The 26,035-nt window shown below is 68.2% G+C and carries 28 protein-coding genes, 1 tRNA gene and 1 pseudogene; 16 read left to right on the top strand and 14 right to left on the bottom strand.

Annotation, left to right across the window (positions count from 1 at the left end; genetic code table 11):
• Window positions 1–193: 193 nt before the first annotated feature.
• Together ACFWPQ_RS39605 and ACFWPQ_RS39600 are read right to left on the bottom strand one after the other, a co-directional pair.
• Window positions 194–913 (bottom strand): leucine-rich repeat domain-containing protein, encoded by a 720-nt coding sequence (locus ACFWPQ_RS39605; RefSeq protein ID WP_384046170.1) that lies wholly within the window; start codon window positions 911–913, stop codon window positions 194–196.
• Window positions 914–961: 48 nt separating this feature from the next.
• Window positions 962–1,534 carry an NADPH-dependent FMN reductase gene (locus tag ACFWPQ_RS39600; protein ID WP_384046166.1) on the bottom strand — a complete coding sequence of 191 codons (573 nt, stop codon included), beginning with the start codon at window positions 1,532–1,534 and terminating at the stop codon, window positions 962–964.
• A 105-nt stretch (window positions 1,535–1,639) separates the two neighbouring features.
• Here ACFWPQ_RS39600 and ACFWPQ_RS39595 point away from each other — a divergent pair, with 105 nt between their 5' ends.
• The 11 genes from ACFWPQ_RS39595 to ACFWPQ_RS39545 all read left to right on the top strand — a co-directional run bounded on the left by ACFWPQ_RS39595 (window position 1,640) and on the right by ACFWPQ_RS39545 (window position 9,209).
• Window positions 1,640–2,353, top strand: coding sequence for a DEAD/DEAH box helicase family protein (locus ACFWPQ_RS39595; protein ID WP_384046164.1), 714 nt, complete (start codon window positions 1,640–1,642; stop codon window positions 2,351–2,353).
• Window positions 2,350–2,988 carry a hypothetical protein gene (locus ACFWPQ_RS39590; RefSeq protein WP_384046161.1) on the top strand — a complete coding sequence of 213 codons (639 nt, stop codon included), beginning with the start codon at window positions 2,350–2,352 and terminating at the stop codon, window positions 2,986–2,988. Before ACFWPQ_RS39595 ends, ACFWPQ_RS39590 begins: the two co-directional genes overlap by 4 nt.
• A gap of 208 nt (window positions 2,989–3,196) precedes the next feature.
• A complete protein-coding gene (locus ACFWPQ_RS39585; protein ID WP_384046158.1) occupies window positions 3,197–3,571 on the top strand; it encodes a hypothetical protein in 375 nt (124 codons plus the stop codon).
• 135 nt (window positions 3,572–3,706) lie between these two features.
• A complete protein-coding gene (locus ACFWPQ_RS39580) occupies window positions 3,707–3,961 on the top strand; it encodes a hypothetical protein (protein ID WP_384046155.1) in 255 nt (84 codons plus the stop codon).
• Window positions 3,962–4,147: 186 nt separating this feature from the next.
• Window positions 4,148–4,888, top strand: coding sequence for a DUF6879 family protein (locus ACFWPQ_RS39575; protein WP_384046153.1), 741 nt, complete (start codon window positions 4,148–4,150; stop codon window positions 4,886–4,888).
• A complete protein-coding gene (locus tag ACFWPQ_RS39570; protein ID WP_384046150.1) occupies window positions 4,885–5,730 on the top strand; it encodes a helix-turn-helix domain-containing protein in 846 nt (281 codons plus the stop codon). Before ACFWPQ_RS39575 ends, ACFWPQ_RS39570 begins: the two co-directional genes overlap by 4 nt.
• Window positions 5,731–5,816: 86 nt before the next feature.
• Window positions 5,817–6,281: a hypothetical protein gene (locus tag ACFWPQ_RS39565; RefSeq protein ID WP_384046148.1), complete on the top strand. Its 465-nt coding sequence runs from the start codon at window positions 5,817–5,819 to the stop codon at window positions 6,279–6,281.
• Complete coding sequence (locus ACFWPQ_RS39560; protein ID WP_384046145.1) at window positions 6,278–6,646, top strand: DUF6415 family natural product biosynthesis protein; 369 nt, start codon at window positions 6,278–6,280, stop codon at window positions 6,644–6,646. Before ACFWPQ_RS39565 ends, ACFWPQ_RS39560 begins: the two co-directional genes overlap by 4 nt.
• A gap of 331 nt (window positions 6,647–6,977) precedes the next feature.
• Complete coding sequence (locus ACFWPQ_RS39555) at window positions 6,978–7,478, top strand: hypothetical protein (protein ID WP_384046142.1); 501 nt, start codon at window positions 6,978–6,980, stop codon at window positions 7,476–7,478.
• Window positions 7,479–7,554: 76 nt separating this feature from the next.
• Window positions 7,555–8,208 carry a class I SAM-dependent methyltransferase gene (locus ACFWPQ_RS39550; RefSeq protein ID WP_384046139.1) on the top strand — a complete coding sequence of 218 codons (654 nt, stop codon included), beginning with the start codon at window positions 7,555–7,557 and terminating at the stop codon, window positions 8,206–8,208.
• A 317-nt stretch (window positions 8,209–8,525) separates the two neighbouring features.
• A complete protein-coding gene (locus ACFWPQ_RS39545; protein ID WP_384046136.1) occupies window positions 8,526–9,209 on the top strand; it encodes a hypothetical protein in 684 nt (227 codons plus the stop codon).
• 278 nt (window positions 9,210–9,487) lie between these two features.
• On the opposite strand, the gene ACFWPQ_RS39540 is transcribed toward ACFWPQ_RS39545, so the two are convergent.
• The 3 genes from ACFWPQ_RS39540 to ACFWPQ_RS39530 all read right to left on the bottom strand — a co-directional run bounded on the left by ACFWPQ_RS39540 (window position 9,488) and on the right by ACFWPQ_RS39530 (window position 11,021).
• Window positions 9,488–10,177: a hypothetical protein gene (locus tag ACFWPQ_RS39540; protein WP_384046132.1), complete on the bottom strand. Its 690-nt coding sequence runs from the start codon at window positions 10,175–10,177 to the stop codon at window positions 9,488–9,490.
• Between the two features lie 80 nt (window positions 10,178–10,257).
• On the bottom strand, window positions 10,258–10,692 hold the full coding sequence (locus ACFWPQ_RS39535; RefSeq protein WP_384046128.1) for a hypothetical protein: 435 nt from the start codon (window positions 10,690–10,692) through the stop codon (window positions 10,258–10,260).
• Window positions 10,693–10,817: 125 nt separating this feature from the next.
• Entirely contained in the window at window positions 10,818–11,021 is a 204-nt protein-coding gene (locus ACFWPQ_RS39530) for a hypothetical protein (RefSeq protein WP_384046125.1), read from the bottom strand.
• A gap of 10 nt (window positions 11,022–11,031) precedes the next feature.
• Here ACFWPQ_RS39530 and ACFWPQ_RS39525 point away from each other — a divergent pair, with 10 nt between their 5' ends.
• The 3 genes from ACFWPQ_RS39525 (at window position 11,032) to ACFWPQ_RS39515 (ending at window position 13,188) form a co-directional block, all read left to right on the top strand.
• On the top strand, window positions 11,032–11,265 hold the full coding sequence (locus tag ACFWPQ_RS39525) for a hypothetical protein (RefSeq protein ID WP_384046122.1): 234 nt from the start codon (window positions 11,032–11,034) through the stop codon (window positions 11,263–11,265).
• A gap of 372 nt (window positions 11,266–11,637) precedes the next feature.
• Window positions 11,638–12,681: a hypothetical protein gene (locus ACFWPQ_RS39520; RefSeq protein ID WP_384046119.1), complete on the top strand. Its 1,044-nt coding sequence runs from the start codon at window positions 11,638–11,640 to the stop codon at window positions 12,679–12,681.
• Window positions 12,682–12,696: 15 nt separating this feature from the next.
• Window positions 12,697–13,188 (top strand): hypothetical protein, encoded by a 492-nt coding sequence (locus ACFWPQ_RS39515; protein ID WP_384046252.1) that lies wholly within the window; start codon window positions 12,697–12,699, stop codon window positions 13,186–13,188.
• Window positions 13,189–13,224: 36 nt separating this feature from the next.
• On the opposite strand, the gene ACFWPQ_RS39510 is transcribed toward ACFWPQ_RS39515, so the two are convergent.
• The 5 genes and pseudogenes from ACFWPQ_RS39510 to ACFWPQ_RS39490 all read right to left on the bottom strand — a co-directional run bounded on the left by ACFWPQ_RS39510 (window position 13,225) and on the right by ACFWPQ_RS39490 (window position 18,645).
• Window positions 13,225–14,934 carry a relaxase/mobilization nuclease domain-containing protein gene (locus ACFWPQ_RS39510; RefSeq protein ID WP_384046116.1) on the bottom strand — a complete coding sequence of 570 codons (1,710 nt, stop codon included), beginning with the start codon at window positions 14,932–14,934 and terminating at the stop codon, window positions 13,225–13,227.
• A pseudogene (locus ACFWPQ_RS39505) lies at window positions 14,931–15,501 on the bottom strand (MobC family plasmid mobilization relaxosome protein). The gene ACFWPQ_RS39510 and the pseudogene ACFWPQ_RS39505 overlap by 4 nt, the downstream one beginning before the upstream one ends.
• Window positions 15,502–15,825: 324 nt before the next feature.
• The gene (locus ACFWPQ_RS39500; RefSeq protein ID WP_384046114.1) at window positions 15,826–16,629 is read right to left on the bottom strand and encodes a DUF2637 domain-containing protein; all 804 of its coding nucleotides are present in this window, start codon (window positions 16,627–16,629) and stop codon (window positions 15,826–15,828) included.
• A gap of 262 nt (window positions 16,630–16,891) precedes the next feature.
• Window positions 16,892–17,968 (bottom strand): DUF3631 domain-containing protein, encoded by a 1,077-nt coding sequence (locus tag ACFWPQ_RS39495; protein WP_384046249.1) that lies wholly within the window; start codon window positions 17,966–17,968, stop codon window positions 16,892–16,894.
• 437 nt (window positions 17,969–18,405) lie between these two features.
• A complete protein-coding gene (locus ACFWPQ_RS39490; protein WP_384046111.1) occupies window positions 18,406–18,645 on the bottom strand; it encodes a hypothetical protein in 240 nt (79 codons plus the stop codon).
• 96 nt (window positions 18,646–18,741) lie between these two features.
• On the opposite strand from ACFWPQ_RS39490, the gene ACFWPQ_RS39485 reads away from it, so the two are divergent.
• Window positions 18,742–19,422: a helix-turn-helix domain-containing protein gene (locus ACFWPQ_RS39485; RefSeq protein WP_384046109.1), complete on the top strand. Its 681-nt coding sequence runs from the start codon at window positions 18,742–18,744 to the stop codon at window positions 19,420–19,422.
• A complete protein-coding gene (gene xerC / locus ACFWPQ_RS39480) occupies window positions 19,419–21,056 on the top strand; it encodes a tyrosine recombinase XerC (RefSeq protein WP_384046107.1) in 1,638 nt (545 codons plus the stop codon). The genes ACFWPQ_RS39485 and xerC overlap by 4 nt, the downstream gene beginning before the upstream one ends.
• A gap of 46 nt (window positions 21,057–21,102) precedes the next feature.
• On the opposite strand, the gene ACFWPQ_RS39475 is transcribed toward xerC, so the two are convergent.
• The 4 genes from ACFWPQ_RS39475 to ACFWPQ_RS39460 all read right to left on the bottom strand — a co-directional run bounded on the left by ACFWPQ_RS39475 (window position 21,103) and on the right by ACFWPQ_RS39460 (window position 26,026).
• Window positions 21,103–23,346, bottom strand: a complete 2,244-nt coding sequence (locus tag ACFWPQ_RS39475; protein WP_384046105.1) for an NACHT domain-containing protein — start codon at window positions 23,344–23,346, stop codon at window positions 21,103–21,105.
• Window positions 23,340–23,987 (bottom strand): hypothetical protein, encoded by a 648-nt coding sequence (locus tag ACFWPQ_RS39470; RefSeq protein ID WP_384046102.1) that lies wholly within the window; start codon window positions 23,985–23,987, stop codon window positions 23,340–23,342. The genes ACFWPQ_RS39475 and ACFWPQ_RS39470 overlap by 7 nt, the downstream gene beginning before the upstream one ends.
• A gap of 328 nt (window positions 23,988–24,315) precedes the next feature.
• Window positions 24,316–24,388, bottom strand: a tRNA-Lys gene (locus ACFWPQ_RS39465).
• A gap of 108 nt (window positions 24,389–24,496) precedes the next feature.
• A complete protein-coding gene (locus ACFWPQ_RS39460) occupies window positions 24,497–26,026 on the bottom strand; it encodes an amino acid permease (RefSeq protein WP_384046100.1) in 1,530 nt (509 codons plus the stop codon).
• Between the last annotated feature and the right edge of the window lie 9 nt (window positions 26,027–26,035).

The following is a 26,035-nucleotide window of genomic DNA, read 5'->3' as shown; positions in this document are numbered from 1 at the left end:
CGAACCCACAACCAATGGATTAAAAGTCCTGGCGCGATCTTGCAGGGTGGTTCCGGACGCTGCTTCGGGGTCCGGAACCAGCTGGTTAGGGCAGGTGCTGCCACCTGCTCAGTCCACGCCGTGATGGCCTCTGCCACATCGTCCGCTCACGCATCGCTCACGCACGACGTGCCCCTGAGCAGCGGCTTTCGGCCTACAAGAGGACGACACACCCTCGCTGCTCCAGTGCGGTCAGCAGCGACGGGGAAGGCTCGCAGGCGTTCCAGCGCAGGTCCAACTTCTCCAGCGCAGGCATGTCGGCGACCCACTCCGGCAGTCGTGCGAGGCGGTTGCTTCGCACGTCGAGCTGGCACAGTCGGGGCAGGCCGGCCAGCATCTCCGGGAGTTCGGCGAGGGCGTTCTCCCTCAGGTCCAGGTGGCGCAGTTCGCGGAGGTCGGCCATGGACGGTGGCAGGCTTTGGACCGCGTTGCCCCGGAGCCAGAGCTCGCGGAGGCTGTGCAGGTGGCCGATGTCGTCGGGCAGTGTGGTCAGCCGGTTGTGCTGCGCTCGGAGTTCGATCAGGCCGGCCATCCGGCACAGGGTCTCGGGCAGGGCGGTGAGGATGTTCTCGCCGACGTTCAGGTAGCGCAGCCGTGTCAGGTTTCCCAAAGCGTCGGGAATCTCGGTCAAGTCGTTGTCGTGCAGGTAGAGGCAGCCGCTGAGGCCCTCCAGGTCACCGAGTTCGTCGGGCACCGAGGTGAGGTGGTTGTGGCCGAGGTCCAGCGTGGTCAGCCGGAGCAACCGTCCGATCTCGGGCGGGAGGTCCGTGAGCCCGTTGTCCGCGAGGATCAGTACCTGGAGTTCGGTGCGTTGCCAGACGGACTCGGGTACTCTGCCCAGCTGCTGACGCCACAAGTTCAGCACGTGGGGCACGGCTTGATCCCTTCTTAGGTACGCGAGCGGGTCAGTCCCAACAAGGAGTTACGCCTGGTCAGGCGCAGCGGCCCGGTCAGCGGACGCCGTTGCCGCCAAGATACCCAGCACGTCGCCGAGTTGGTGACGGATCTCCGGGTCGTCGATGAGGCCGTCCTCGCCCGTCGTCCCCTGGCCCACCGGGATCTTCACGCAGGCCGACTGCACGATGTGCGCGCCGGTGTACCCAAGGACCGTCCGCAGCGTGGCCTCCGCGCCCTGGCCGCGCCCCGGGGCAGCTGCATTGATCCAGGCAACCGGTTTGTCGCAGATCTCGGTGCCGCCGACCGTCCAGTCCAGCAGGTTCTTGAACGAACCCGGCAGCGTGCCCGCGTACTCCGGCGTGCAGATCAGGATGCCGGTCGCCCCCTCGATCGCCGCGCGCAGCTCGGCCACGGGCGCCGACAACGAGTCGGTGTCGTCATCCGGGTTGAAATGCGGAAGCTCCGCCAGGCCCTCGTACATGACCGACCGAATCCGCGCGGGCGGCGCCACGGCGCGCGCGGTGCGCAGGACGGCCTCATTGGTGGACCCGGCCCGCAGGCTCCCCGACAGCAAAAGGATCAGCGGCAGCGTCGACATCCGCTCAACCTACTTCCGCGGCACCGTAAGCGGCCAACGGCTTTACCCGCCGTGGGCCTTGATGTAGCTCGGCCGGTCTCAGGGGAAGGATGGCGCCCGCGGTGGGTGCAGCCCACCGTGCGGCTCGGCAACGGGTATCACTCGCAGCTGCAGCTTCCGCAGGGTGTCACCGTCGAGATGGTCAACAAGAAGAAGTCGGTCCTCGCCCACAACCTGCTCCGCAAGCCCGTCGAGACGTGGCCGACCGAGCCCCCGAACCAGCCGGGCATCCTCGACCTGTGGGTTGCCGACCAGGGCTCTTTGAACGGGCCGGTGCCGCCGTGGCCGCTGCTGCACGACGGAACGACCGACTACTTCAAGGGCGTTCCGGTCGCGGTGTCGCAGCGCGGCGAGCCCATCATCGGCCAGCTGATGGCGGCGAACTGGATCGTTGGCGGCATCATGGGCTCCGGAAAGACGAGCATCGTGGTCGCCCTGCTGCTCGGCGCGATCCTCGACCCGCTCGTCATCGCCGAGGTCTACGTGATGGCGACGAACATCGACTACGACCCGCTCAAGCCCCGGCTGCGCACCCTGGTCAAGGGTGACGACCCCGAGCAGCTGAGGGCGGCCCTCGACGCCCTGCGCGGCCTCACCAACGAGGTGACCGAGCGGGGCAGGCTCTTGGAGGAACTCGGCGGCGACTCGCCCAAGTTGACGTGCGAACTCGCCCTGCGGGATCCGCGGATGCGCCCGAAGGTCGTCGTCTTCGACGAGTGCCACGAGTCATGCACAAGGAGTACGGCGAAGAGGCCGCTGAACTGGCCATTCGCGTCATGAAGAAGGCTCGGAAGGTCGGTATCACCCTGATCTGGGTCACGGTCTCCCCGACCGCGGACAGCATCCCTCGGGACGTCACCCGCAACACGTCGCATCGGGTGGCGTTCGCGGTCGGCGACCAGGTCGCCAACGATGGTTTGCTCGGCTCCGGCAAGTACAAGGCGGGGATCCGTGCGACCGAGTTGGTGCCCGGCCAGGATGTGGGTACGGCCGTCACCTACGGGTTCACGAAGAAGCCGTTCGAGGTCATCCGCGCCCACTACGTGCAGCGCGACCCCGACAAGGGCATCGACGAGGTCACCCCGGTCGTCGAGCGGGCGATGGATCTGTACTACGGCAGGGGCCCCGTAGATGCGCCCACGGTCGCGCCGGCCGACCACCTCGCCGACATCGCGGCCGTCCTCGGGCACGAGCCGAAGATGCGGACACAGGACGTGCTGCGCGGCCTCCAGGACCTCAACCCGGCCGAGTACGGCAACTGGTCGTTCCGGAACCTGAAGGCCGTCCTCGACGACGCCGGGCACGGCGACTACAAGACCGACGGCGGCAAGATGCACGTCAGCCTCGACCGGATCATGGAGGTCATTTCGGCGCGCGGTGACGACAGGGACGACGAGGGAGGCGACGAAGACTGAGGGGGTTCTCCCTACCCGCCTCCCTGTACATGAGCTGCGGAAACGCCCAGTCGGGGAGGCAAGGGAGGCAGCTTGCGTCCGTCACCCTGACGGCCGCAAACGGGGTGCCAGCCTCCCCTGCCCTGCCTCCCTCCCTGCAGCCGTGCGACAGCGTCTAGATTTCGCACAGCATCAACACACCTTTGGGGGGACCTTGCGCACCATCCCAATGAGCGCGGCGGTCATAGTTCTCGCTGCCGCCCTGCTCACCGGCTGCATGCCCTCGGATCCAGAGTCAGACCCCGACAGCGTCCGCTTCTGCACCGACCTCGACACCTGGTGGGACGCGGCTACGGCCCTTGCGCAAGGCCGCGACATTTCTATTAGCAACAACGTCAATGCCCACAAACTCGCCATCATCCGTCGGGACATGCAGGCCACGGCCGACCGAATCGCCGACGATGACGCGGCGTGGTCGGATCTCGGCGACATCACAAAGCGCCTCAGTACCTCTCGCAATTGGGGGCTCAACGCTGCCGATGTGAAGCAGCTACGGGTCTACTGCATGCCCTACGGCCCAACCAGCAGCTCAGACGCATCCTGAGGAGATGGGAAACAGGCATTGCCGGCCCAGCTCAGCTGTCTCCCGCCCCTCGCCGGCCCCGATGCCGCTTGCCGATCTCAGACCGCGGTCGTACATTCCCGCTCCACGTCGTCCAAGCGGGTGAAAGGGAACGAGATGAGTGAGCCCTTCGAGGAACTCGAAGACCGGTACAGGAGCGCCCTGAACCGGATGAGCAAGGCCTACCAGGTGCTGTGGAGCATCATGGGTGACCCCAAGCCCCTGGCCCCAGGGGAAGAGCCTCCGGTTCTGACCAAGGAGCATCGCGACGCACAGACCGAGGCCATGAAGGCGAGCCAGGACTACATATCCGTGCGAGACCTGTACTGGGCCACCCGTTGGGGCCGTGAGGGCAACCCGCCGAAGCCCTGACAACGGCCGCGCCCACGCAAGCCCCCAGTACGGCCATGACGGACCGTCTGGGGGGCTTTCTGCTGCCTCGCCGATTGCCCGCAACCGGGCTGCGGGACGCTCAGTGCGCAATCTGCCGCAATCCTCAGGCAGCCCTGCGCCATCCCGCGCATCCTGGACGTCCAACCACCAGGCGACGGAGGCGTGATGACGCTCAGGTTCCTTGGCACGACCAGCGACGGCGGGGACTGCCCCACCCTGTACGAGATCGAGGGCACCGACGAGATCCTCGTCCAGGGCGACCGCGAGACCGACCCCGCCCACCTCGTCCAGCTGCGGGACGTCAAGCCGTCCGAGACGTTCGTCCGCGTCCCCCGCGACCTCCTCACCCGCTTCGCCCCGCGCCACCAGCCGACGGACGTGATCCCGTTCCCCAACGTCGCGCACGTCTTCTCCGACTTCAAGCACACCGCATGGCGCCTGGAAACGCGCCGCGGCTATGCCACCGACCGGCGCAGCGAGACGTGGGCACGCTGGCAGGCCGGCGAGGACGTCACCCACGACGCCCCCGACGGGTGGCGGCAGAACGTCGCCGAGCAGACCGCGCAGGGCAAGGCGTTCGGCCGCGTCCGCCTCGTCGACGACCCGCCCACCGAGGGACAGCGGTTCCTGATGACCCGGGCGCCGGGCAACGTGGCCGTCGGCGACGAGATCCGCTACCTGTGGCGTACGGACGCCGAACGGCTTGGCCTCCCCGACTTCGATTTCTGGCTCATCGACTCCCGCACCCTGCTGCGCTTCGTGTTCGACGAGGACGACACCACCCTCGGTGTGATCCGGTCCGAGGACCCCGCCGAGGTGCTCGCCGCCTGCCAGGCCCGGGACGCCGCCTGGCATCACGCGCTCCCTGCCGCCGACTTCGCCGAGCAGGTACGTTCCATGGTGTGAGCACGGACTACCAATCCGGGCGCGTCTCCCTCGGCGCACGCATGCGGGAGTTGCGCACCGAGGCCGGGTACGACGGCAAGGGCATCGCCGAACGGCTCGGCTGGCAGCGCTCCAAGGTCTCGCGGCTGGAGAACGGCAAGCAGACCCCCAGCCGCGAAGACCTTGAGCAGTGGGCCGAGGCCGTCGACCGGCCCGACGTGGCCGCCGAACTCGCCGGGCGCCTGACCGGCCTGGAGACCCGGTACCGGTCGCTGCGCCGGCAGTACGCCAACGGGCACCGCGCCCGCCAGGAGCAGGGGGTCGTCGAGACCGACCAGACCACGCTGCTCCGTGCCGTCGAGATCATCCGTGTCCCGGGCCTGCTCCAGACACCGGAGTACGCGCGGGCCGTGTTCGCCTCGAACGCCCGCTTCCGCGACGTCCCGGACGCGGACATCGAGGACGCCGTACGAGCCCGTATGCGCCGCCAACAGGCCCTGTACGAGCCGGAGCGGTCCTTCCGCATTTTGCTGTGGGAGGGCGCCCTGTACGCGCTGAACGCGCCGCGCGAGGTCATGGCCGCCCAACTGGACCGGCTCCGCTCGATGATCGGCATGGACACCGTCGAACTCGGGATCATTCCGTTCGCCGCCGAGCTGAAGCGCTCGCCGTCCCATGGGTTTTGGATCTACGACCGGCGGCTCGTCATCGTCGAGACCCTGTCGACGGAGATGTGGCTGGAGGACGAGGAGTCCATCGCCCTGTACGAGAAGGCGTGGAACTGGCTCGACGAGTCCGCGGTCCACGGGCCGACGGCACACCGGCTGATCGGCCGCGCGAGCGCCGCCCTGCATCTGTCGTAGCAACCCGCGGCAACCGCCGCACCCGCGCGCGCAATCCGGCGCAATCGCTCTGCCGCCGCGCAATCACCCTGCATACCGTCCCGGGCATGGCCCAACCGACCAGCTCTGTCATGCGGTACGAGGAAGGCGACGCGTGGCTCGCCGAGTCTTCCGCGGACCCGAAACTCGTACGTCTGGCCTGGGATGACGACACCCTCGCCCCCATAGATTCCGGTGCTCGCTGGCTCGTCGCCGAGGCCCGGCTCATCTCCTCGATGCCCGCCCTCACCCGCATCCCCGACGGCCACCACGGTCCGGTCCTCGCCGACACCCAGGGGGACCGAGCGTGGTGGCTGGTCCCCCTCGACGCCGCCGAGGAACTCGCCTACGTCCGCGCGGTGTCCGTGAAGGCGCACGGCTGGTCGCTGGACTGTCCGCCCTCGGCCCGGATGCTGTTCGGGTACATGTGGCTGTGCCACCCGGACGGTACGGGCCAGCTCACTGACCCGGCCGTCCTCGCCGCCGTCCTCGGCCCCGGCGGGTACCGCTACCACGTGGGGGTGCCGGGATGACCGCGGACGCGACCATGACCGAGGTACAGCAGCAGCTTGCGCCGGACATCGTCACGATGCGGAGAACCGCGCACCGGTTCCTCGCCCCGGATGCCCGCCCCATTCCCACCGACGAGGTGACGGCCCTGGGCAGCGCGCTGCGCGGGCAGATCGACGAACTCATCCCCACCATCGAGGCGATGACCCGAACCCTTCCGGCGGACGACGTCGCCAGCGCGTGCGCGCTGGCCTGCACCAGGGAGGCCCGTATGCGGCTCGGCCTACGCCCTGGCTTCAACAGCCCCGGCCACATGACGGTGGCGATGAAGTTGGCCCGGTCGGTGAAAGCCCTGTGCGACCACTACGAGAACCTGGGCGGCGCGTGATGGCGGCGTTCGGGTTCTGCGCCTGGTGCCGGGGCTACACCTCGAACGTGCGGCTGATCCACGTGGAAGACCAGGGCTCGGGGAGCCGGCAGGTCAGCCGGTACGCCTGCCCTGCGCACATCCGGCTGCGCGGTCTCAGGCCGCTCTCGAACGGCCCGGTTAGTTCGCCGTCCGGCGAGGTCCCGGCCGTCGGCGGCGAGAGGTAGCCGCCACCCGATTGCCCGCCCCGTCCTGCTGGCGTACCTGCGCCGGCTTCCAGATCCCCTCCCGGCCGATGGCGCGGGAGGCCAGGCGCCCCGACCCGGGCGCCCGTCCACAGCAGGAGGACAACGTGACCGTCGCGTTAGAACAGCCCGCCACAACCGGCACCCGGGACCCGCAGGAACTCCTCAACGCGGTCGCCCCGCACATCACCGACCTGACCATCAACGTCTTCGACTCCGGCATGAGCCTGTGGGACCGCGAGGTCGCCCTACTCCTCCGCGACCACACCATGGTCCGGGACATGGCCGAACGGATCCTCAGCAACGCCGTCATGTACGTCATGGGGTCCATCGAGAACCCCGATCAGCACCTCGGAGTCGGGAAGCTCGTCGACATCGGCGTGCATCAGCTCATCCTCGACACGCCCGTCTGGTGGGGCATCTGCCGCCTCTACAACGGCGGCCGGTTCAAGCACCATGCCCCGTTCATCCAGCGCCGCCAAGACGGGCTGTGCTTGCGCACCGGTGACTTCCTCCGTTCCCAGGGCTGGGCGATCGACGAGGAACTCTGGGCCATCGACGGCACGGACTGCTCGCCGTGCGACGACAAGGTCCCCGACAGCCACTGACCCCGCTACAGTCGCCCCCGCCCTCACGGCTCCCCGAGGGCGGGGGCCCCGCATCCCGACGACCCAAGGAACCGCTGTGCCCGTACCGCACGACATCGCCGCCGAGACCGAACTGTGGGACGCCTTCGCCGAGTCGGCGTTCAAGGACGACGCCGAGCCGTCGTTCTGCTGGACCCAGTACGCCGGCCACGGCCCCGGCCCGGAACTCCTGGGCTCGCCCGAATCCGTGCTCGAGGTCGGATGCGGCACCGGCCGCGCGCTGGCCCACCTTGCGCAGCAGGGAGTGAAGGCGACCGGCGTGGACCTGTCTCCGCGCATGGTGCAGCTGGCGGGCGAGAAGTGGGCGCCGCTCGGGGCGCGGATCGCGCAGGGCGAGATCCTGGACTGGCTCGCCGCCGACGGCGGCCGGTACGACGCGGTGTACTCCATCTTCGGCGCCGTCTGGTTCACCGATCCGTCCCGGCTCTTCCCCCTCATCCGTCAGCACCTGGTCCCGGGGGGTGTCTTCGTGTTCTCCCAGCCGCCGGCCATCCCGGGCGCCTACGGTCCGCAGGGCATGTACAAGGGCGGCTTCGCGGGGAAGGCCATGTTCACCTACCGGTACAGCTACCGGCCTGCGGTGTGGGAGCGGCATCTGCTCCGGGCGGGGTTCACCACGGCAGAGGCGACAGTGGTGGACGCGCCCAAGGCCGGGCACATCGGGACCCTCATCGTCCAAGCCCGCGCCTGAGAAACCACCCTCGCGCCCCGACGGCCCTTCAATCGCCCGCCAGGCCCCGCACCCCAGGCGTCACGGGGTCGGGCGGGTTCTTGGACTGCTCGTCTCGGTCTCAACGTTGGGAAGCCCACCAGCCGAGGCGAGCAACACCCCTAGGACGTGCCGGGCCTTGAACAGGGTGGCCCCCTCGCAGGGCCCAGCGCTTCGCGGCGGAGCTGACGGCCCGGGCGCCTTCGCGAGATTAGTGGCCCCCCGGACGGGCGCTACTTTCGCCCTCCATACGGAGTAACACAGCGGACCGAGGATTGTGCTCCGGGCAGAGTGGGTGCATGGAAAACGCTGCGAACAGGCAGGCGAAGTCTCGCAGAAAGCAACGCTTCGAGGCTGTGCACAAGTGGGTCACGGCGACTGCTGCTGCCGGCGCCCTCGCCATTTCGCTCTACAACTTCACCGAACTGCACTGGCCACCCACCGTTGATGTGACACTTCCTCACCTCATTCGGCTCGACAAGCAGGGCAACGAGGTTGGCCTCTACGTGCAGCCGACAATCTCGACCAGATCCAAGAGCGAGAATGTTGAAGTAATCCGCGACGCGCGTCTACACCTCACCCCTACCGGCTCCATCTCTTCTTCGAAGAGACCAGCTTTCTATTGGCGGGAGAGCGACACATGGGCATACGATCCGACTTCCGACACGGTCAATCCCACTTGGGGTGCTGATCCCGCCCCATTTATCGTCAGCCAGGACAAACCTCAACAACCATCATTCAAGTTCCTGGCCAGCAACTGGCTGTATCAGGCCGGCCGCTACGAAGGATCCATTGAGCTGCGCCGTACAGCAGGCCGCTCCCCATTGATCAAGACGTTCTGCCTGATCATTTCAAAGGCAGCCGCAAATGAGCTAACAAATCCACAGCCACCTAGTCAGAATGTCCGCTTTTTTCGCAACGACCTGCCCAAGTTCACCTCATCTGACAACTCCCCAGACTGCTATCGGAGGGACACGGACTAAAGCCCAGGGTGACCAATGTGCTCACAGGTGATCCTCCAAGGCGACGAGGGAAGGCCCGGCGTCCCCGGTTTCAGCCGGGGGCGCCCTAACTCTGGAACAACCTCAGGCGGTTCCTGGACGCCGCCCGCACGGCCCGCTGCCCCTCCCCGGGGTGGCGGGCCGCAGTCGTTTCCGGTAACCGTTGCCGTCTGAGCAACGGTTCGCCAGGGATTACACGATCGCGTAATCGAGACCGGTGAGTCATGGGGCCAAACCTCGCAGCCGACGAGAGGGGAGCTTCACGCCCGTGCCACCAGCCCCTGGGCCCGCTGCTCCGTGTAAACGCCGTACTCGTCTTCGTCCAGAACGCGGACAGGAAACCTTCTGACAAGGGGTGCGACGCCATCCGCCACGATGGTGACGACGAGGGCAGTGCCATCAGGCACGAGCTCACGGACATCGCTGAAATCGAGTGTTGGCAGTGCCCGCGACCACTGCCCGTGAACGATGCTGTCGGTTCCGCCGTCCCACTGAATCGCCGTGATCCCCACGGAGGAGACGAAAGTGACCGTTTGCCAGCCCTCTTGCGGTTTGAGGCTGCCCAGTCCCTCAAGCTGAATCCGGACACCCGGGTTCTTGCCGGCGTACTCGCTCGCGTTGTTCAGCGTCACCGTCGCCCAGGTCTGCTTGAAGCCCCGCAGTTTTCGCCACCCCGTGACCTCGTCCTCGTCGCGTTCCGCTACGAAGACGGGCTCGTTCGGGGAGCTGAAGTTGAACGTGATCTCGATGTCCAGGGCGGGACGACCGGTGGCAGCCCGATAGGCCCACAGTGCCACGACGGCGGCTACGGCGGTCAGAAGACAGGTGTAGATCACCAGGGCCGTGTTCATCGTGACCGCCCGGTCACGAGTTCCAAGCCCCAACGTCCAGCCATCGAAGGCGGCGCCTACGACGAGAGCACCACCAGCGGCTATGACCGCGAGCGTCACCAGAGTGATCCAGGACCGGGGGTCACGAGGAAGTTTCACGAAGGGAGTGTTCCACGGCCATGGGTGCGCCCGGTCCGGCATCACTCCGAGGGCTGTCGTTCCATCCGGCGGGCCATCCGCGCGGCTTCCTCCGGGGTCACCAGCTGCACCTTGCTGCGGAACACGCCCTTGACCACGAAGAAGCACGAGAACTTGCCGTGTGCACCGATCTCGCGGCACTCGTACAGACCGTTCCCAATAAGTGGCCAACCGTGGGGTTGATCACGGCTTCGGCTGAGGAACGTGCGCGCGTACACGTACTTCTCGTTCGTGCCACGGATCTTGGCCACCCAACCCATCATGAACTCGCAGATGAGCCGTTGCGGCGTAATAGACACCCCAGGAAACACCACGGCTGGGTCAGCACGAGCGAAGTCGACAGGGATGTCTAGCGCCACCGTTGACGCGGCCTTCTGTTCCGGGGTGGCGTGGCGCTCGCAGACGCCCGGGTGAGGGCTGATGCCGTACCAAACCATGAGTGGATTCCGGCACGGAACACCCTTCTTGGTCGTGCACGTGTTCACGTGTTCCCCCTGGCTTCTCATGGCCCTAGCCGCTCGAACACGGGGGCGTCGGCAGCGTAACCGGCGCGATCCGGACCTCAGCAGGCAGGTCCGACGGACATCTGCACCTTCTTCAGGCGCGGGGCAGGATCGGCGTCGGCGTTGTACCCCGGGTTGTCGCTCGCCCACGCCGCCTCAGTGCAGTTGCCCGGCTCCGTCGGCGCCGTGGACGGCAACCACTTGAACGTCGACTCGCAGGTCGCCAGGTTGTAGTTGCCCAGCCGCTGAGCCCTGTTCGGCACGCCAGGCGTCTTGTACCAGACCAGAACATCCCTCGTTGGCTCGCACGACTTCTTCTTTGCGGACGCCTTCGGCTTCGGCGTGGACTTGGGCTTCGAGGTGGATTTCGCGGCGGCCGGGGTGCTTCTCGGATGGCTGGCCTTGGTGGCGGTGTGGCTGCTCGGCTTAGCCTGCGAGGACGTTGTATGCCCCGCGCCAGCCCCGCAGGCGGCGGTCAGCAGGATGGCAGAGATGGGGGCAAGATGAAGCGACGTACAAGGCCCCCCAAGGCAGTGCTGTAGTGACGTTCAACCGCAGCGGCAGCCGTATCAAGACGGCGAGTACGGCGGCCTGTCCCAGAACCGTATTGCCTCCGCCTGCCACCTCACCCCGGGCAAGGTCTCCACGATCATCCCCGGTCAGCAGCAGGTCACCAGCTTCGAGGTCATCTGCCGTATCTCCGACGGACTCCGGATCCCGGGCCACATTCTCGGACTCGCCCCACGTGCCTGGGAAACCCGGCCGGTCCAGGAGGATCCCTCCTCGGAGCCGGAGGGCGAGCGGCCCAGTACGGATGAGGTCCCCTGGCGGCCCGATGCCACCGTGGACCTGGCCGCGAACCTGACGAGGAGCGATCTCGTGATGGACCGACGCGCGGCGACCCGCGCACTGGCGGGGGCCGCCATCACCGGCACCGCCCTGCTCGACCCTCTGGAGGGGTGGCTGCAGCCCGCGGGCTCCACGGCCCGACCCCGTCACCGCGGTCGGCTCGGAGCACGGGAGGTCGAGGAACTGGCGTCCGCTGCTCGTGCCTTCCGTGCCTGGGACCACAAGTACGGTGGCGGCCTGCGCCGCAAGGCCGTCCTGGGCCAGCTCAGCGAGGTCGCCGCCCACCTTGACGAACACCAGTCACCCAAGGTCGAACAGCGCCTGTACCAGGTGATGGCTCAGCTGGCAGGCACCGCAGCCACCATGGCATGGGACACCGGCCTCCAGCGCCGCGCCCAGAACTACTACCTGCTCGCGCTACGTGCCTCCCACGCCGGCGGCGACATGGTCTTCGGCGCCAACGTCCTGGCGGGCATGGCCCGCCAGATGCTCTACCGCGACCAGCCCCAGGACGCCCTCGAACTCATCCGCCTCGCCCAGGACGGCGCCCGGCACGTCGCCGGGCCCACGGTGCGGGCCATGCTCCACACCCGGGAAGCGTGGGCGTATGCGGCCTTGGGCCGCACCGCCGCCTTCCAGCGGGCCACCGCGGAGGCAGCCGCAGCGTTGGCCGATGCCAAACCGGCCGAGGAGCCGTACTGGATCGCCTACTTCGACGAGGCTGAGCTCGCCGGCACTACCGGAGGCCGCCTCTTGGACCTGGCCCGCCAGAACCCCAAGCAGTACGCCGAACCCGCAGCCACGGAGATCCACCAAGCCCTGGCCCGGCGCGGCCCCGAGGCCGGCCGGAGCCACGCACTGGATCGCATCGGCCTGGCCCAGTGCCACTTCCTGCTCGGCGACCTCACCGGCGCCGTGGAGGAGACCCATCGCGCGGTGGACGCAGCACGCGCCACACGCTCCAGCCGCGTGCGCGCCCAGCTCGGCGAGCTCTACCCGTACACCGTGGGCAACAGCGCGGCCCGGCCTGTGCGCGAGGCCCGCGATAGGATCCGCGACCTGCTGTCGACCTGAAAGGGGTACATGACCGTGACGACCATCGCGGTGACGGGGCACATGGACCTGACCGAGGACACCGTCCCTCTGGTCCGCACCGCCCTGGACGAGTTGCTCAAGCGATACGCGGGCGACGGCGACCTCGTCGGCGTCTCCTGCATCGCCAAGGGCGCCGCCTCCCTGTTCGCCGAAGCCGTCCTGGCCGCCGGCGGACGTCTCACCGTCGTCATCCCCTCCCAGGACTACCACCAGAACAAGGTCAAGCCCGACCACGCCCCCCTCTTCGACCACCTCGTCGAAGCCGCTGAGGAAGTCCTCGTCCTCCCCCACGAGACCGCCAACCGGCAGGCGTACGAGGCCGCCAACGCCGTCCTCATCGAACGCGCGGACCGGCTTGTGGCCGTATGGAACGGCGAACCGCCCACCGGCAAGGGCGGCGGGACGGCCGACACGGTCCTTGAAGCACAGGCGGCGGGTATCCCAGTGGACGTGGTGTGGCCGAACGGCGCCGCCCGCCGAAGCTGAGCACCACGCAATCCGACGCGGGCGTCCACGCGATGTCTACCGGCGCCGTCGGTATCGCTGTTCAGTGAGTGTCGCCGCTGCGGGCTGGGGGCTGCGGCTCTGCTGCATGGGGACCGAGCCTGCCATGGTCGACTGCAGGCGGGCGGCTTCGGCTCGGCGGTTGGGTGCCGGGTTTCGGCCGGTGTGCTGGATGCGGGTGATCAGGACGCGGGCGGGCTGTCGTGCGGTGGTCAGCTCGCGCTGGGCAGCGGCTTCCTTGAGGAGCTGGTGGGGTTGGTGGCCGCGGGCTTCCGCATCGGCGAGGACAGTGGCGAGCGCGGGCCAGGCCGGGTCGGTGAGGATGCGCTCGGAGTGGTCGGGGACGGCTGCTCGTACATCGCTGGCCAGGACGCGGCGGGCTTGATCCCTGGGCGGTCGGGCTGTGAGTTCGGCAAGCATCGGGGCGAGCGCGCGGTCGGCGGCCGCCTGGAGGTGCTGGACGGCCTGGCGGGCAGCGTCGGCCTGGTGGGCGTGGTGCTTCGCTTCGTGCCAGCGCCCGGCGAGGATGGTGGCCCAGACGAGGGCTGCGACCAGGGCGGCGAGTGCGCTGCCACCGGGGCCGGTGGCAGTGTGGACGATGTCGCGTGCCGCGCTGCGCAAGGCGTGGGCGGCTCGGTCTTCGGCCCGGATCTGGGAGCGCTGGGCTCGGGCGAACGCCTTGGAGGCGGCTTGGAGTTCGGCGTGCAGATGGGCGGGTGCCTTCTGGGCGGTGGCTTCGAGGAGTTCACCGAGGGCGGTGATGTGGGCTTGGGCGTGGGTGTCGTCGGAGAGGTCGGTGTGGAGGGTGTCGAGGGCGTCGGTGGCTTGGTGCCAGGGGGTGCTGGGGTGGTTGCGGCGGGCTGTGGGGTGTTCTTCCAGCTGGCTGGATTCGAGGCGGGCCTTGATTTTGGGCAGGGAGAGGTCGGGGGAGATCTTGCTTCCGGGGTGGTAGATCTGCTCGCCGGCCTCGTTGACGTCGCCGGGGCGGCCGACGGCGTAGCCGAGGAGGTCCCCTGACGGGCCACGCCGGACCTGAACCTCGACGCCGCCGGCTTCGAGGTAGGCGATGAATTCCTCGGCGCCTGTCACGTGGGGGATGGCGGCGCGGATGCGGTCCTGGAGCCACTCGGGGCTGGGCTGGTCCCAGCCGAGGCGTTCAGCCTTGTGCATCTCGGCCTGGGTGCGGCGGCGGGCGCCGGTGCGGTCACCCTTCTTCAGGCGGCGCAGCCCGTAGTCCCCCTCGATCTCGCGGCAGGCGTCGCCGACGCGGATGCCGCTGTCGTGGAGTTTGGGGCAGCGTCCGTCTTCGCGGACGGTGGTGGCGAGGATGTGGATGTGGTCATCCGCGTGCCGTACGGCGATCCAGCGGCAGGCCAGGTCGTCACCGGCGGGCGCGATGCCAGCCGCCTGGACGATGCGCTGGGCGATCTCGCCCCACTCCACGTCGGAGAGGTAGCGGTCCTCGGGCGCGGCGCGGACCGGGCAGTGCCAGACGTGGTCGGTGACCTTCTTGCCGAACTCGCTGTTGCGCAGCCGCACGGGCTCGTCGAGATAGCGGCCCAGTTCGGTGAGGGTGGCGTTCTCGTCTCGGCCTGGGTCGGGCATGCCGAGCATCGCGAACCCCGCCACGATGTGCGGATCAAGGTGTTCGTCATAGCGGCCGGGGCCGTAGAGGTAGGCGAGCAGGCCGCGAGTGTTGGACCCGGCCCGTTTGATGGCGGCAATCACGCGGACGCCTCCGTCTCCAGATCGACGGGCCGGCGTAGAGCTTCGGCGATCAGCTCCAGCAGGTCGTGGAGTTCGGTCAGGCGCTGGCGGATGTCGGGTGGGGTGTAGTCGCTGTTGAGGGCGCGGGCGATCTGGTTGACGTTGACGCCGATCCGGTTGAGCTGGCGCAGGACCTGGGCGCGGAAGATGTATGTGCGGCGACGGTCCTCGGACAGGGGCAGGTTGGCGGTGAACCGGCCGGTGACGAAGGCGAGAACGACATCGGCGGCGAACCCTGACTCACCGTTGTAGCCATGCTAGGGCGGCGGCGTTCTTGAGCAGAGCGAGTTGGTCGGCGGTGAAGCGCAGAGGGCCGACGCGCTCGTCGCGTTTGGTGCCAGTGAACCGGCGAATCGTGGGCTGCACGCTCTTCACTGCAGGCTCACCGCCGACAGCCTCAACGGTGTCGGGAGCGCGGACGGGGCTCAGGGTCTCGTGCTGGACAGCGTGCAACGTGTCCAGGTCGGAGCCGCCCTCGGCCCCGACTCCCTGGTCCGGCGCCCCCTGGCGCTGGACTGTCTCCGCCACCCCCGGGGCGGAGACCCCCGAAGCCCGGCCCTGAGTCGGACTCGGGGTACTACTGGCTCCGCCAGGGGCGACCCGTCCGAACGCCAGCCGCAAACGCCCCAGCCGGGTAGGGGATTTCGTCAGCGGCAGCGGCTCGTCGGAAGTGTGGTCGGGGTGGAGCGGGTTGTGCGTCACGGGCGGTTCTCCGGAATCGCGGGAAAGGCTGGCGGAGTGCTGGCGACCGGCACCCCATCCACAGCTATGGACGAGCGGACGGCGAGTGAAGCGGTGGTCGGCTGACCGGGGTGACCGGAAGGGGTTCCGGTCACCCCATAGGAATTCCGGTCAGCCGCTGTCTGGACCGGTGTCGGCGGCGGCTTCGATCTCGGGCCGGAGGATTTTCATCACCTCGGTCTGCCGCTCACTGCCGATGGTCAAGTCCCTGTCCTTAACGGCCTTCCGGAGCATGTCCCGGCTGAGCGTGCCGTGCTCAGCGAGGGCAGTCCGGCCGATCGCCACGAGCTCCTCGACCGTGGCTTTCGGCGGACGGCCAGCGCGCGGCCTGCTCTCCGCAACCCCCGAAGGTGGTTCCGGCAACCGGACGGGCACGACGGCCTGAGGCTCAGTGGGCTGGACAGGCTCGGCTGGTCGCACGGCGGTCTTGGCGAGCGCGGTGACCGCTGGTTCCGGAGCCCGGACGGAAAGGGTGTCCGGATGGAGCGCGGGCTGGTCAACGAGCTGGTGGATCTGCCGCATCAGGACACCGAAGGCCAGCAGCGCGGCGGTCGGCGGAACAGCGGCGACCACATAGTCGAGCAGCGGCACAGTCCCGGCGCGCCCCGTGCCGTTGACCCCGGCCACGTTGAGAGCGATGGAACCGACAGATCCGGCGGCCGTAAGGGTGATGGCCCCCCAGCCGGTCATCCGGCGCAGGCCAGCGCGGAGCATCAGCAGTTCGCCCGCGATGATGAACGCGTCCAGGGTCGCAGGCCAGGCCCACTGGCGCACCGGGGAACTCTTGAGCCCATGTTGGCCGGCGACCTCGGCGAGATGCGCGTACGAGAGCCAGAAGCCGCCGGCCGTAAGCGCCACGATGACGACGCCCGCTACGAAAAGTGTGCAGCGCTCGGCAGCCTCCTTGGTCATCATCGGCCGTCCTTCGTCAAGGTGCTGGTCCCGGTGGGCGGGTGTGGAGAGGTTGGTCAAGCGAAGACACTCCAGGTGGGGTTGGGCGTTGGCCACCGGCGCGGGCAGGGGTGGCGGCCGTGAGGTGCGGTGTCTCGTACCACTCGTCGCATGCCTGGTCAGAGCAGGTACGAGTGGACTGGTGATGTCGAGACGACTCGTTGCGGGTCATTCACTCGTCCCTGCGCTGACCTGCGCGGGGACGAGTGCGACGAGACAAGTCGGGTCAGGCCGAGGTGCCGGGCAGCGGTTCGACTTCCGGCTGGGAGGTGTCGGCCGCACGTGCCGGTTCGGGGCAGTAGCGGGCCCAGGTGTCGAGAAATTGGTTGCGGGCGAAGCCCTTGGCCTGGGTGCCGTCGGGGAAGCGGCGGTTGGCCGAGCCGATGCCGTAGGGCTGCAGCAGCAGTTGCAGGCCACGCGGGGTCAGGCCGTTGGCGCCGTACTCCGCCCACGGTGCTTCCTTGTCCGCGTTGAGGTGCTCCAGCAGGCGCCTGGTGCCCAGCACGGCCGGGTCGTTCTCGGCCGCGAAGGCCCGGCGGATGCCGACCAGGAGGCGGGTGCGCAGGCCGCCTTCCTCGTCCTGTCCGGCCTCGTAGTCGGTCATGACGCGGCAGGCGGTGCGGGCGAGTGCGGGCCATTCGCCTCCGGCGAGGTCGGCGATGACCACCAGGGGTTCCCAGGTGTCGGCCGCGCGGTCCTCGACCGGCATGGGCGGCTCCATCTCCAGCGCCCGCTGGTACAGCGGCTGGAGCCAGGCGGAGAGTCGGTCACGGATCGCGTGCAGGGCAGGTGTGTCCCGGGTGGTACGGAAAGCCGCGACCCTCTCGCCCGCCGCACGGCGCCGCATCCGGATGACCACCGACCGATCCATCACCGTGTCCGGCAGGTCACCGATCCCGGCGAGCGCCGCCATGGCGAACGTGGGGAACGCGGTCGGCTTGTGCTCGGGCCCGGTCACCCGCAGCGTGGGCCGGTTGCGCTGGTGGCCGGCGTTGATCAGGCCGCGCACCTCCTCGTTCTTCTCCGCCGCCTTGACGGTGCTGAAGAGGGTGTCGGCCTCGTCGACCAGCAAGGTGGGCGGGTCCTCGTCGTCGATCGACCGGAAGATCGCCGCCGCGCTGGCGTTGACCGTGATCAGAGGGTTGCGCACGGTCTCGGTCACCACGTCCAGCAGCCGTGACTTGCCGCACCGCTTCTCCGGAGCCACGATCGCCAGACGCGGCGCGTGCTGCCACGCCCGCTGGAGATGCGTTGCCGCGATCCACAGCGTGACCGCGGTCAGAGCCTCCTCGCTCGGGATCATCACGTACCGCTTGATCTGCGCCCGCAGGTCGGCGAGGACCTGTGCGCCCTCGCAGTCGAGCGACACGGGCGATGCCTCAACCGCACTTGCGGCCGCGTCCGGTGAAGATACTTCATTTCCGTCGGCCAGCTGGCCGGGGACGGTGACCGACGGCCACGCGGGCTGGTCGGTGGCGGAATAGGGCTTGGCTCCCGCATGTTCCACAGGGCAGCTCCTCGTCTGGCGGTAGCGGGCTTGCACGCCCTTGCCGCCGGGTTGGTACTTCACGGGCCGTACGGGGTTGCTAGGGCCCCCGGCGTTGCACCGCTGGGGGCCTGTTGCCTTCTCGCGGGCACCGGGTGATCGCGAGGGAACACGGACCGTACGTCCAACCCCGGCAACAGTCCAGCATTTCTGTGTCAGCTCAGCGCAGAACCGTTTGCTAGGCTGCCGCCCCTTCACGCCGCCAGCCCCAACAGATCCAGCAGATCCGCAGTCACGACCCGGTAGGCGCTGCCGAGCCGCAGCACCTTGCACGGGTAGGCGCCCCGCTTCGCCAGCTCGTATCCCTTGCTCCGTCCGAGCCCCAGAGCCGGGTTGCCTGTTTCCAGGTCAATGGAGACCGGGAGGGCAAGGAGCTCCTCCCGGCTCATCCCCTTCGAGCCCTTAAGGTCTCCGGCCGTCGCGTCTTCGCGCATACAGTGCGCCCCTTTCGGTACAGCCCTCGGCGAACACGGTCATCACGTCCGACTCCAGGCGTCTACCAACCAGGATGCGCAAGTTAATGTGTCTTCATGACACAACCTGTTGTGGATGCTGATGAGGACGACGTTCCAGAGTGGGCCGACCGCATCAAGGCCAACGTGGCCGGCGAAGTCCGGCGCAGAAGAAAGGAGATGGGGTGGAGCGCGCAGGAGCTGGCGGACCGGTGCGAGCAGCTCGGGCATCCCATCCCCCGGAACGTGATCGCCAACATGGAGTCCGGCCGACGGGCCAACCTCCCCCTCGTGGACGTCATGGTCCTGGCCGCCGCCCTGGAGACGTACCCGGTCTACCTGATCTTCCCGGTCGGCTACGTCGAGGAGACCCAGGAACTGCCGTTCCAGCACCTCGTGCCCACTTGGGACGCCTTGCGCCGTTTCACCGGCGAGGAGGACGTGCCTGGCTACGACGCGGGCTTCGTACCCGACTTCGAGCTTCACGCCAGCCTCATCCGCACCGCTCTGGCTGCGCTCGAAGAGGAAGAACAGGCCCGGTTCTCGGCCAAGACGGCCGCCAGCCGCGCCGAGAAAGAAGAGGCCGAGCGCAGGCGTACGAAGTACGCCGATCAGGCCATCTCCGCCAAGTACAGGCTCCGCCACCTCCGCCGCGACCTTCGCGAGGACGGGGCCACCCCACCCCATCTGCCACCCGCCCTGGGCGACGTCAACCCGCCCGAACCCGATACCGAATCGACCCCGGAGGAACGCCTTTGAAGGGCTCCACCTACCGCCGCTGCTCCTGTCGCGACCCGAAGACCGGCAAGGAACTCGGCTCTTCGTGTCCCAAGCGCAAGGGCCGCAAGCACGGCTACTACTCCATACGTCAGGAGCTGCCACCTCGCGAGAACGGCACACGCCGATCCTTCAGTCGCGCCGGCTACGAGTCCCTGAAGGACGCCCAGGCGGACCTCGACCACGTGCGCTCCCTGCTCGCCCTGGCGGACAAGGACGACCCCGACCTCCTCCAGCGTCTCGTCGACATGCTGGAGGAGGTCGCAACCGAGAAGGTGCCGCTGCCGGCCATCGAGGAGACCCGTCGCCGTCTGCGCGCGGGCTTGGCTCTCCGCGGCAGCCTCACCGTCGGCGAATGGCTCGATCAGTGGTTCGCGGCGAAGAAGCGCCGTAAGACCACGCTCAACGGCTACGCCTCCCACATCCGCGTCCACCTGAAGCCGCGCATCGGGCACGTACGCCTCGACAGGCTCAACGTCGGCCACCTCGTGGAGATGTTCGACGCGATAGCCGACGAGAACGAGGTGATCGCGGCCGAGAACGAGGCCCGCCGCGAGCAGATCGCCCGCTGCAAGCCGAGCAAGCCCGGACGCCCCGTAGGAGCCGAGCGGAAGCTGCTCGCCGTCGAACGGGCCAAGCTCGCCGAGATGAAGCCGTTCCGGAAGGTCACCGGCCCGGCCTCCCGTCAGGCGATCCGCCGTACCCTCCGCGCGGCCCTGAACTCCGCCATCGCCCAGCAACTCATCACCTTCAACCCCGCCTCCCACGTGGAATTGGAGTCCGGCAGGCGCCCGAAGCCCCTTCTGTGGACCGAAGAGCGAGTCCGACGCTGGCGCGAGACGGGCGAGTTCCCCGGTCCGGTGATGGTGTGGACTCCGCAGCAGTTCGGCGCTTTCCTGGACGCCGCCGAGGGCGATCGTCTGTACGCGATCTTCCACCTCATGGGCACCCGCGGCCTCCGACGCGGTGAGGCGGTCGGCCAGGACTGGCACGAGATCGACCTCGTCGTCGGCCTCATCACCCCGGCCAAGGAGATCGTGGTGGACGGCTGGGACCCCTATGAGTCGGAGCCGAAGACGGACGGCAGCGCGAACACAATCGCGCTCGACAGCATGAACATCGTCGTGCTGCGCGACCACAAGGCCCGCCAAGAGAAGGAACGCGCCAAGTGGGGCAGCGCCTGGCAGGACACCGGGAAGGTGTTCACCAAGGAGGACGGCTCCTGGCTCCACCCCGGGACGGCCTCCGAGACCTTCCGCCGCATCCTCGCCACGACCGACCTGCCGCCCATCACCCTGCGGGACCTGCGCCACGTCGCCGCAACGCTCACGCACGGAGGCGGTGGCGACATCCACACGGTGAAGGAGACGCTCCGGCACTCCACCATCACCCTCACCTCGGACACGTACACGAGCCTGCTCCCGGAGCTGGACCGGGAAATCGCTGAGAAGGCGGCGAAGCTGATACCCCGATCTCGTCCGGTAGGCACCGATCCGTCCGCCGTGGCCGCAACCGATCCGCAGATCACGGATAGATCCGCTCACACATCGCTCACGCGTGCGCCTGAAGGCAGAGCAGCACCCAAGCCAGCCAATGCCGATTCAGACGCCGCGTAGCAGCTCAGATGCCATATGCCTCGCCTAGGGACCCTTCGAAACGGTCCTAGGCAGCCTCTGTCAGGCGGGACCAGAAGTCGGCGACGGCATGCGGCACCGGGGCGTCCTCGACCAGGCCGGCCAGCAGCGTCTCCGGCAAGACCATCCGCCGGTAGAAGGTCTTGGGTCGGCCAGACGTCGCCCGCGGCTCGCGACGCACCACGCCGGACTCCTCCGCCGCATGCATCACCCGTTGCCAGACGGGGGTATCAATGACCGAACCGATAGCGCCGTCGTCGGTACAGAGCATGTTAGAGCGCGAGTAGTGCCGAGCCAGTTTCTCGACCACCGCCACTACACCGTCGGCGACGTCGCGCGTCCTCACCTCGTCGACGTCAGCTCCGAGGCCACAGCCCTGGAGCCGCCGCAGGATCGACGACGCGACGAAGTCCTGCTCGACGCCCTGGCTGCCAGCCACCCGCAGTCCGACAAAGTCCGCGGGAGTGACGCCAGTGAAGTCGAACCGGGTGGTCTCTGGGTCGATCACCACCAGATGCCAGCTGACGCCCTGCGCAATGCACGACTCAAACCGCGTGTTACGCAGGTCGGAACGCTCGAATCGGATATTTACCAGGGACGCGCCGCGCACCGCGAGGCCCGATGTGTCGGCATCCGCGAACGTCACGTTCTGCACCATCAAGTCGGGCTCGACCGTTCCGCGCAGTCGCAGGACTTCCGCCGCGAGGGTGCCGGCATTGCGGCCCACCACTTCCGCGAAGGAGTCATTCGGGTCAACAGCCAGAGCGAGCACGGAGAGGATGTCCTGGCCACTGGTGCCGGACTCGACAACGTCGCCGACCGCCGCACGGGCGGCTTCAACGGGGAGGTTGGCGCGTCGCAGGATGGATGCCGCCTCCTGGCTGCCCCGGGCCAGGGCCTCCTCGATCGGCTTGGCCAGGAAGAAGCCGAAGAAGAGGTCGTGTTCAAAGGCGACGGTGCCAGGCTTGGTACCCAGCATGAGCATGGCGCGGCTGGGCGCGGCGTCGATGAGGTTTTGCTGGGCCTCAGTAGGCAGATCGTGGACCTGAGCGAAGATCGACACCAGGTCGTGGAGAGTAGAGCGATTGAGTTCCCGGGTCTTCTGTCGCCACATCTCGATGGCGATCTCCGTGAGGAGTTCGACGTACTGCTCACTGCTGAGATACTGACCGTGCTGACCGACCAGTTTGCTGCTGACCTCACGCTGGACGTAAGCGTCCACAAGCTGCGCAAGAAGCGGACGGCCGGTCTCGATGGACTGGTTCTCCGCCTCCATTAGCTCGCAGGTCCGTGCCAGGAACAGCGGCTTGTCCAGCAGCGTCCCCTCCGCGTCGGGGCTGTCGCGCAGTGACCGCACCCGGTCTCGGACGCTTGGCGAGAAGTGCGGGAGGTATGCCTCGACCTCGACCGTGCCCCACAGCCGCATCTCCACCGGGACAAGCGACCAGAGTAGGGAGCCGAGTTCCGAGCTGCTGTTGGTCCTGGCGAGGAACTCCTGCTCGTAGTAGACACTGCGGGCAGCAGCGATCACCGATCCGCGGCCGTCCAGTTCCTCGATGAAGCCAGCGAGGGAGCCGAACGCCTCCTCGTAGCTGCCCTGTCCGCCGATCAGTTCGTCAAAGCCGTCGACAATGAGCCGCAGTCGGCCGTGCCGCACCAGTCGCGCCACCGAGTGGTACGTCATCCTGGCTCGCAGGTCCTGGAGTTCGGTCGCCAGGGCCTCATTGAGTCGCGCTAGTCCGCGGCCCTGCGCACTGACGTTGAGGTAGAGGTAGTCACTCTCGCCCCGCAGATAGCGCATCGCAGCCTCGTAGGTCAGCTCGGACAGCATCCGCGACTTGCCAGCGCCGGCATCGCCGGTGACGAACACAATCTTCGTCGCTTCGTCCTCGGGCACAGAGGAACGCTCGACAAGCGTCGCGGCGTCCTCGTCGGCGCCACCGGAGAGGCGGGCGCGCCCCGGGACGTAGCGGTCACTACGGCGGCGGCCGAGGACCTGAACGATGTTCTTAGCCAAGGCCCGCAGGTCGGCCAGATCCGGCCCGGCAACGAAGGACGCATAGTCGACGCGCTTGCCATTGTGCTCGATGACCCACTGCTCGCGGGCACGGTCCCAGGTGGCCGATGCCTCGCGTTCATCGAAGTCGTGCGACCAGCGGACGAGAAGCCCGCCACCCTGGGCCGTGATCTCTGGTTCCGTTCCGGGGTCCACAAAGGTCAGCAGGTCCGACCGCAATTCATTGGCGAACGCAGTCACATCGGCAGTTACCATGTTGGCCATCCTGGTGCGTGACAAATCTCTATGTTCGAATGGCTCGTTAGCCACTGGTCATTGCAGGACTGGCCCGGGGCTCGTTTGCGCAGCCAAATCATCCTGCGGTTGGGACGCGCAGCGGCGGCCAGTAGTCCGGGCAAAACGTCGTCATCATCGCTGACGAGGACGGTCGGCTTGCCCTCCAGGCTGTAGCGCAACGAGTCGGCGACGATCAGGCCGTCGACCATCTTCTGCGCGGCCTTGAGGGGACGGCCGGGATCGGCCTCGCGGGCAGTGCGAAAAGTACCCAGGATGCGGGTGCCCGGGTTCCAGGCCGAGGAATGAGCCAGCTCTGGCTCGACCCGCAGGCCATCGCGCCGAGTGTGGAAGTCAGCGAGGTGCGGCAGCGCCCACTCCCACTGCCGGGTCGCCCGTCCGTCGCGGAACAGCCATCCCCCGTATAGGCGCAGTTGCAGGTCGGAGACTCGCGGCCAGTGCTGCTTCACGGCTTGGCGCACCACGCGATCCACCGCGTGCAGTCCGTCGTATACGTCTGCGTCCGAGCGTGGCGCGGGGCACAGATTGCTGAAGTCGACGACGGCAACCGCGGCGGACGCCTCGCCCTCCCCCGGGACGGCGGCCACGGCGCTGCTTGTCAAAGTCCAGTCTCCCCCCTGCACACCCGCCGGGACAGGCCCTGACCGGGGATACGGCCGCCCGCCCGGCGGCCCGATGGCAGGATAGCGGTCCCCGGACCCGGCTTTAGCAGGTCGAAGGCAGCCCAGGGCACGCACGTGCGGCCATTGGCGAGCAGCCGCGCGCACCGCCAGTCAGGTGCCCTGCGGACACCGCTTGGCGTGCAACCCAGAACATCCGCTCACGCATCGCTCACGCAGAAACCAGAAAACGCAGCAGCGCCCGACCCGACCGAAGCCGACTCAGGCGCTGCGCAGCAGGTCAGAGGGGATAACCCTCGCCTACAACCCGTAGGCCGTGTGGGACTCGAACCCACAACCAATGGATTAAAAGTCCACTGCTCTGCCAATTGAGCTAACGGCCCAGGCGATGTTGCCTCCCCGAGCATAGCCGGACGGAGGCGTCTCGCCGATCGGGTATCGGGGTCGTGGCCGCGTCGCGTGGCAGAAGTGGGACATCAGGAACCGCTGGGTCAGAGGTCGGCCAGTTCGGGGCTGTCCTCCTGGCGGGGCGCCGCGGCCGGGTTGAGGAACCAGTGGCGGGCCGACGCCTGCCACCAGATCGCGGCGAAGCCGAGGACGGCCAGCACGGCGACCGGGGCGTAGTTGAAGGACTTCCAGGTGACCGGGGAGACCTGCGGGAGCATGAAGAGGACGGTGATGACCACCACCCACGTCACCGAGATCACGCCGATCACGATCGACCAGCGGCCCAGGTGCCACGGGCCCCGCTCGAACGCGTCGCCCTTGCGTACCCGCAGCAGTGTCGGGATGACGTAGGCCACGTACAGGCCGATCACCGCGATCGACGTCACGGCGGCGTAGGCCGTGTAGTTGATGAGGTACGGGAGGCCCAGGGCGAGGGCGGAGAGGGCCGCCAGCCAGACCGCCGCCACGGGGGTGCGGGTGCGGGGGCTGACCGTGTGCCAGAGGCGGGAGAAGGGCAGCGCGCCGTCCCGGGAGAAGGCATAGATCATGCGGCTGTTGGCCGTCACCGAGGCCATCCCGCAGAAGAGCTGGGCGCCGATGACGACGAGGAGCAGGAGCTTGCCGGTCGTGGCGCCGAGCGCGTCCAGGAGGATCTGGGCCGGCGGTGCGCCCGTCGGGGACGCCGCCTCCTTGTCGTACGACTGGATGGCGAACGTGAAGCCGAGGAGGAGGACGAAGCCGGCTATCCAGGACGTCCAGATCGAGCGGACGATGCCCTTCGGGCCGGCCGTCGCCGCGTCGTGGGTCTCCTCGGTCATGTGCGCCGAGGCGTCGTAGCCGGTGAAGGTGTACTGGGCCATCAGGAGGCCGATGAGGACGACGTACGGGCCGCTGCTCCAGCCCGTCTCGTTCACGAACTTGGTGAAGACGAAGGACGCCGACTGGTGGTGGTCGGGGACGAAGGTCAGCGCGCCGACGATGACCAGGACGCCGACCACGTGCCACCACACGCTGACGCTGTTGAGCAGCGCGACGATGCGGACGCCGAAGGTGTTGAGGAGGCCGTGCAGGACGAGGATCCCCGCGAAGAGGAGGATCGTGCGGCCCGGGGTGACGGTGAAGTCGAACTGGAGGTTCAGGTACGCCCCGAGGAAGGACGCGGCGCCGAAGTCGATGCCCGCCGTCACCGCCACCTGGCCGAGCACGTTGAACCAGCCCGTGAACCACGCCCAGGCGGCCGCGCTGCGGGGCGGGGCCAGCCGGTGGGCCCAGAAGTAGAGGCCGGCGGAGGTCGGATAGGCGGAGCAGATCTCGGCCATCGAGAGGCCTACGAAGAGGGTCATCAGGCCCACGGCCACCCAGCCCCAGGTGATCACGGCCGGGCCGCCGGTGATCATGCCGAAGAGGTAGAGGGTGAGACAGCCGGAGAGGACCGAGATGATCGTGAAGGAGACCGCGTAGTTCGAGAAGGCCGACATACGGCGGGCCAGGACCTGGGTGTAGCCGAGCTGGGCGAGCCGCTCCTCGTCGGAGAGTGCGCCGGAGGGCGACTTGACCGTCGCGTCATCTGTCATGCCCCCAGC

The sequence above is a fragment of the Streptomyces sp. NPDC058464 genome, from assembly GCF_042721035.1.
Classification (GTDB): domain Bacteria; phylum Actinomycetota; class Actinomycetes; order Streptomycetales; family Streptomycetaceae; genus Streptomyces.
This window is presented reverse-complemented; position numbering and strand designations above follow the sequence as displayed.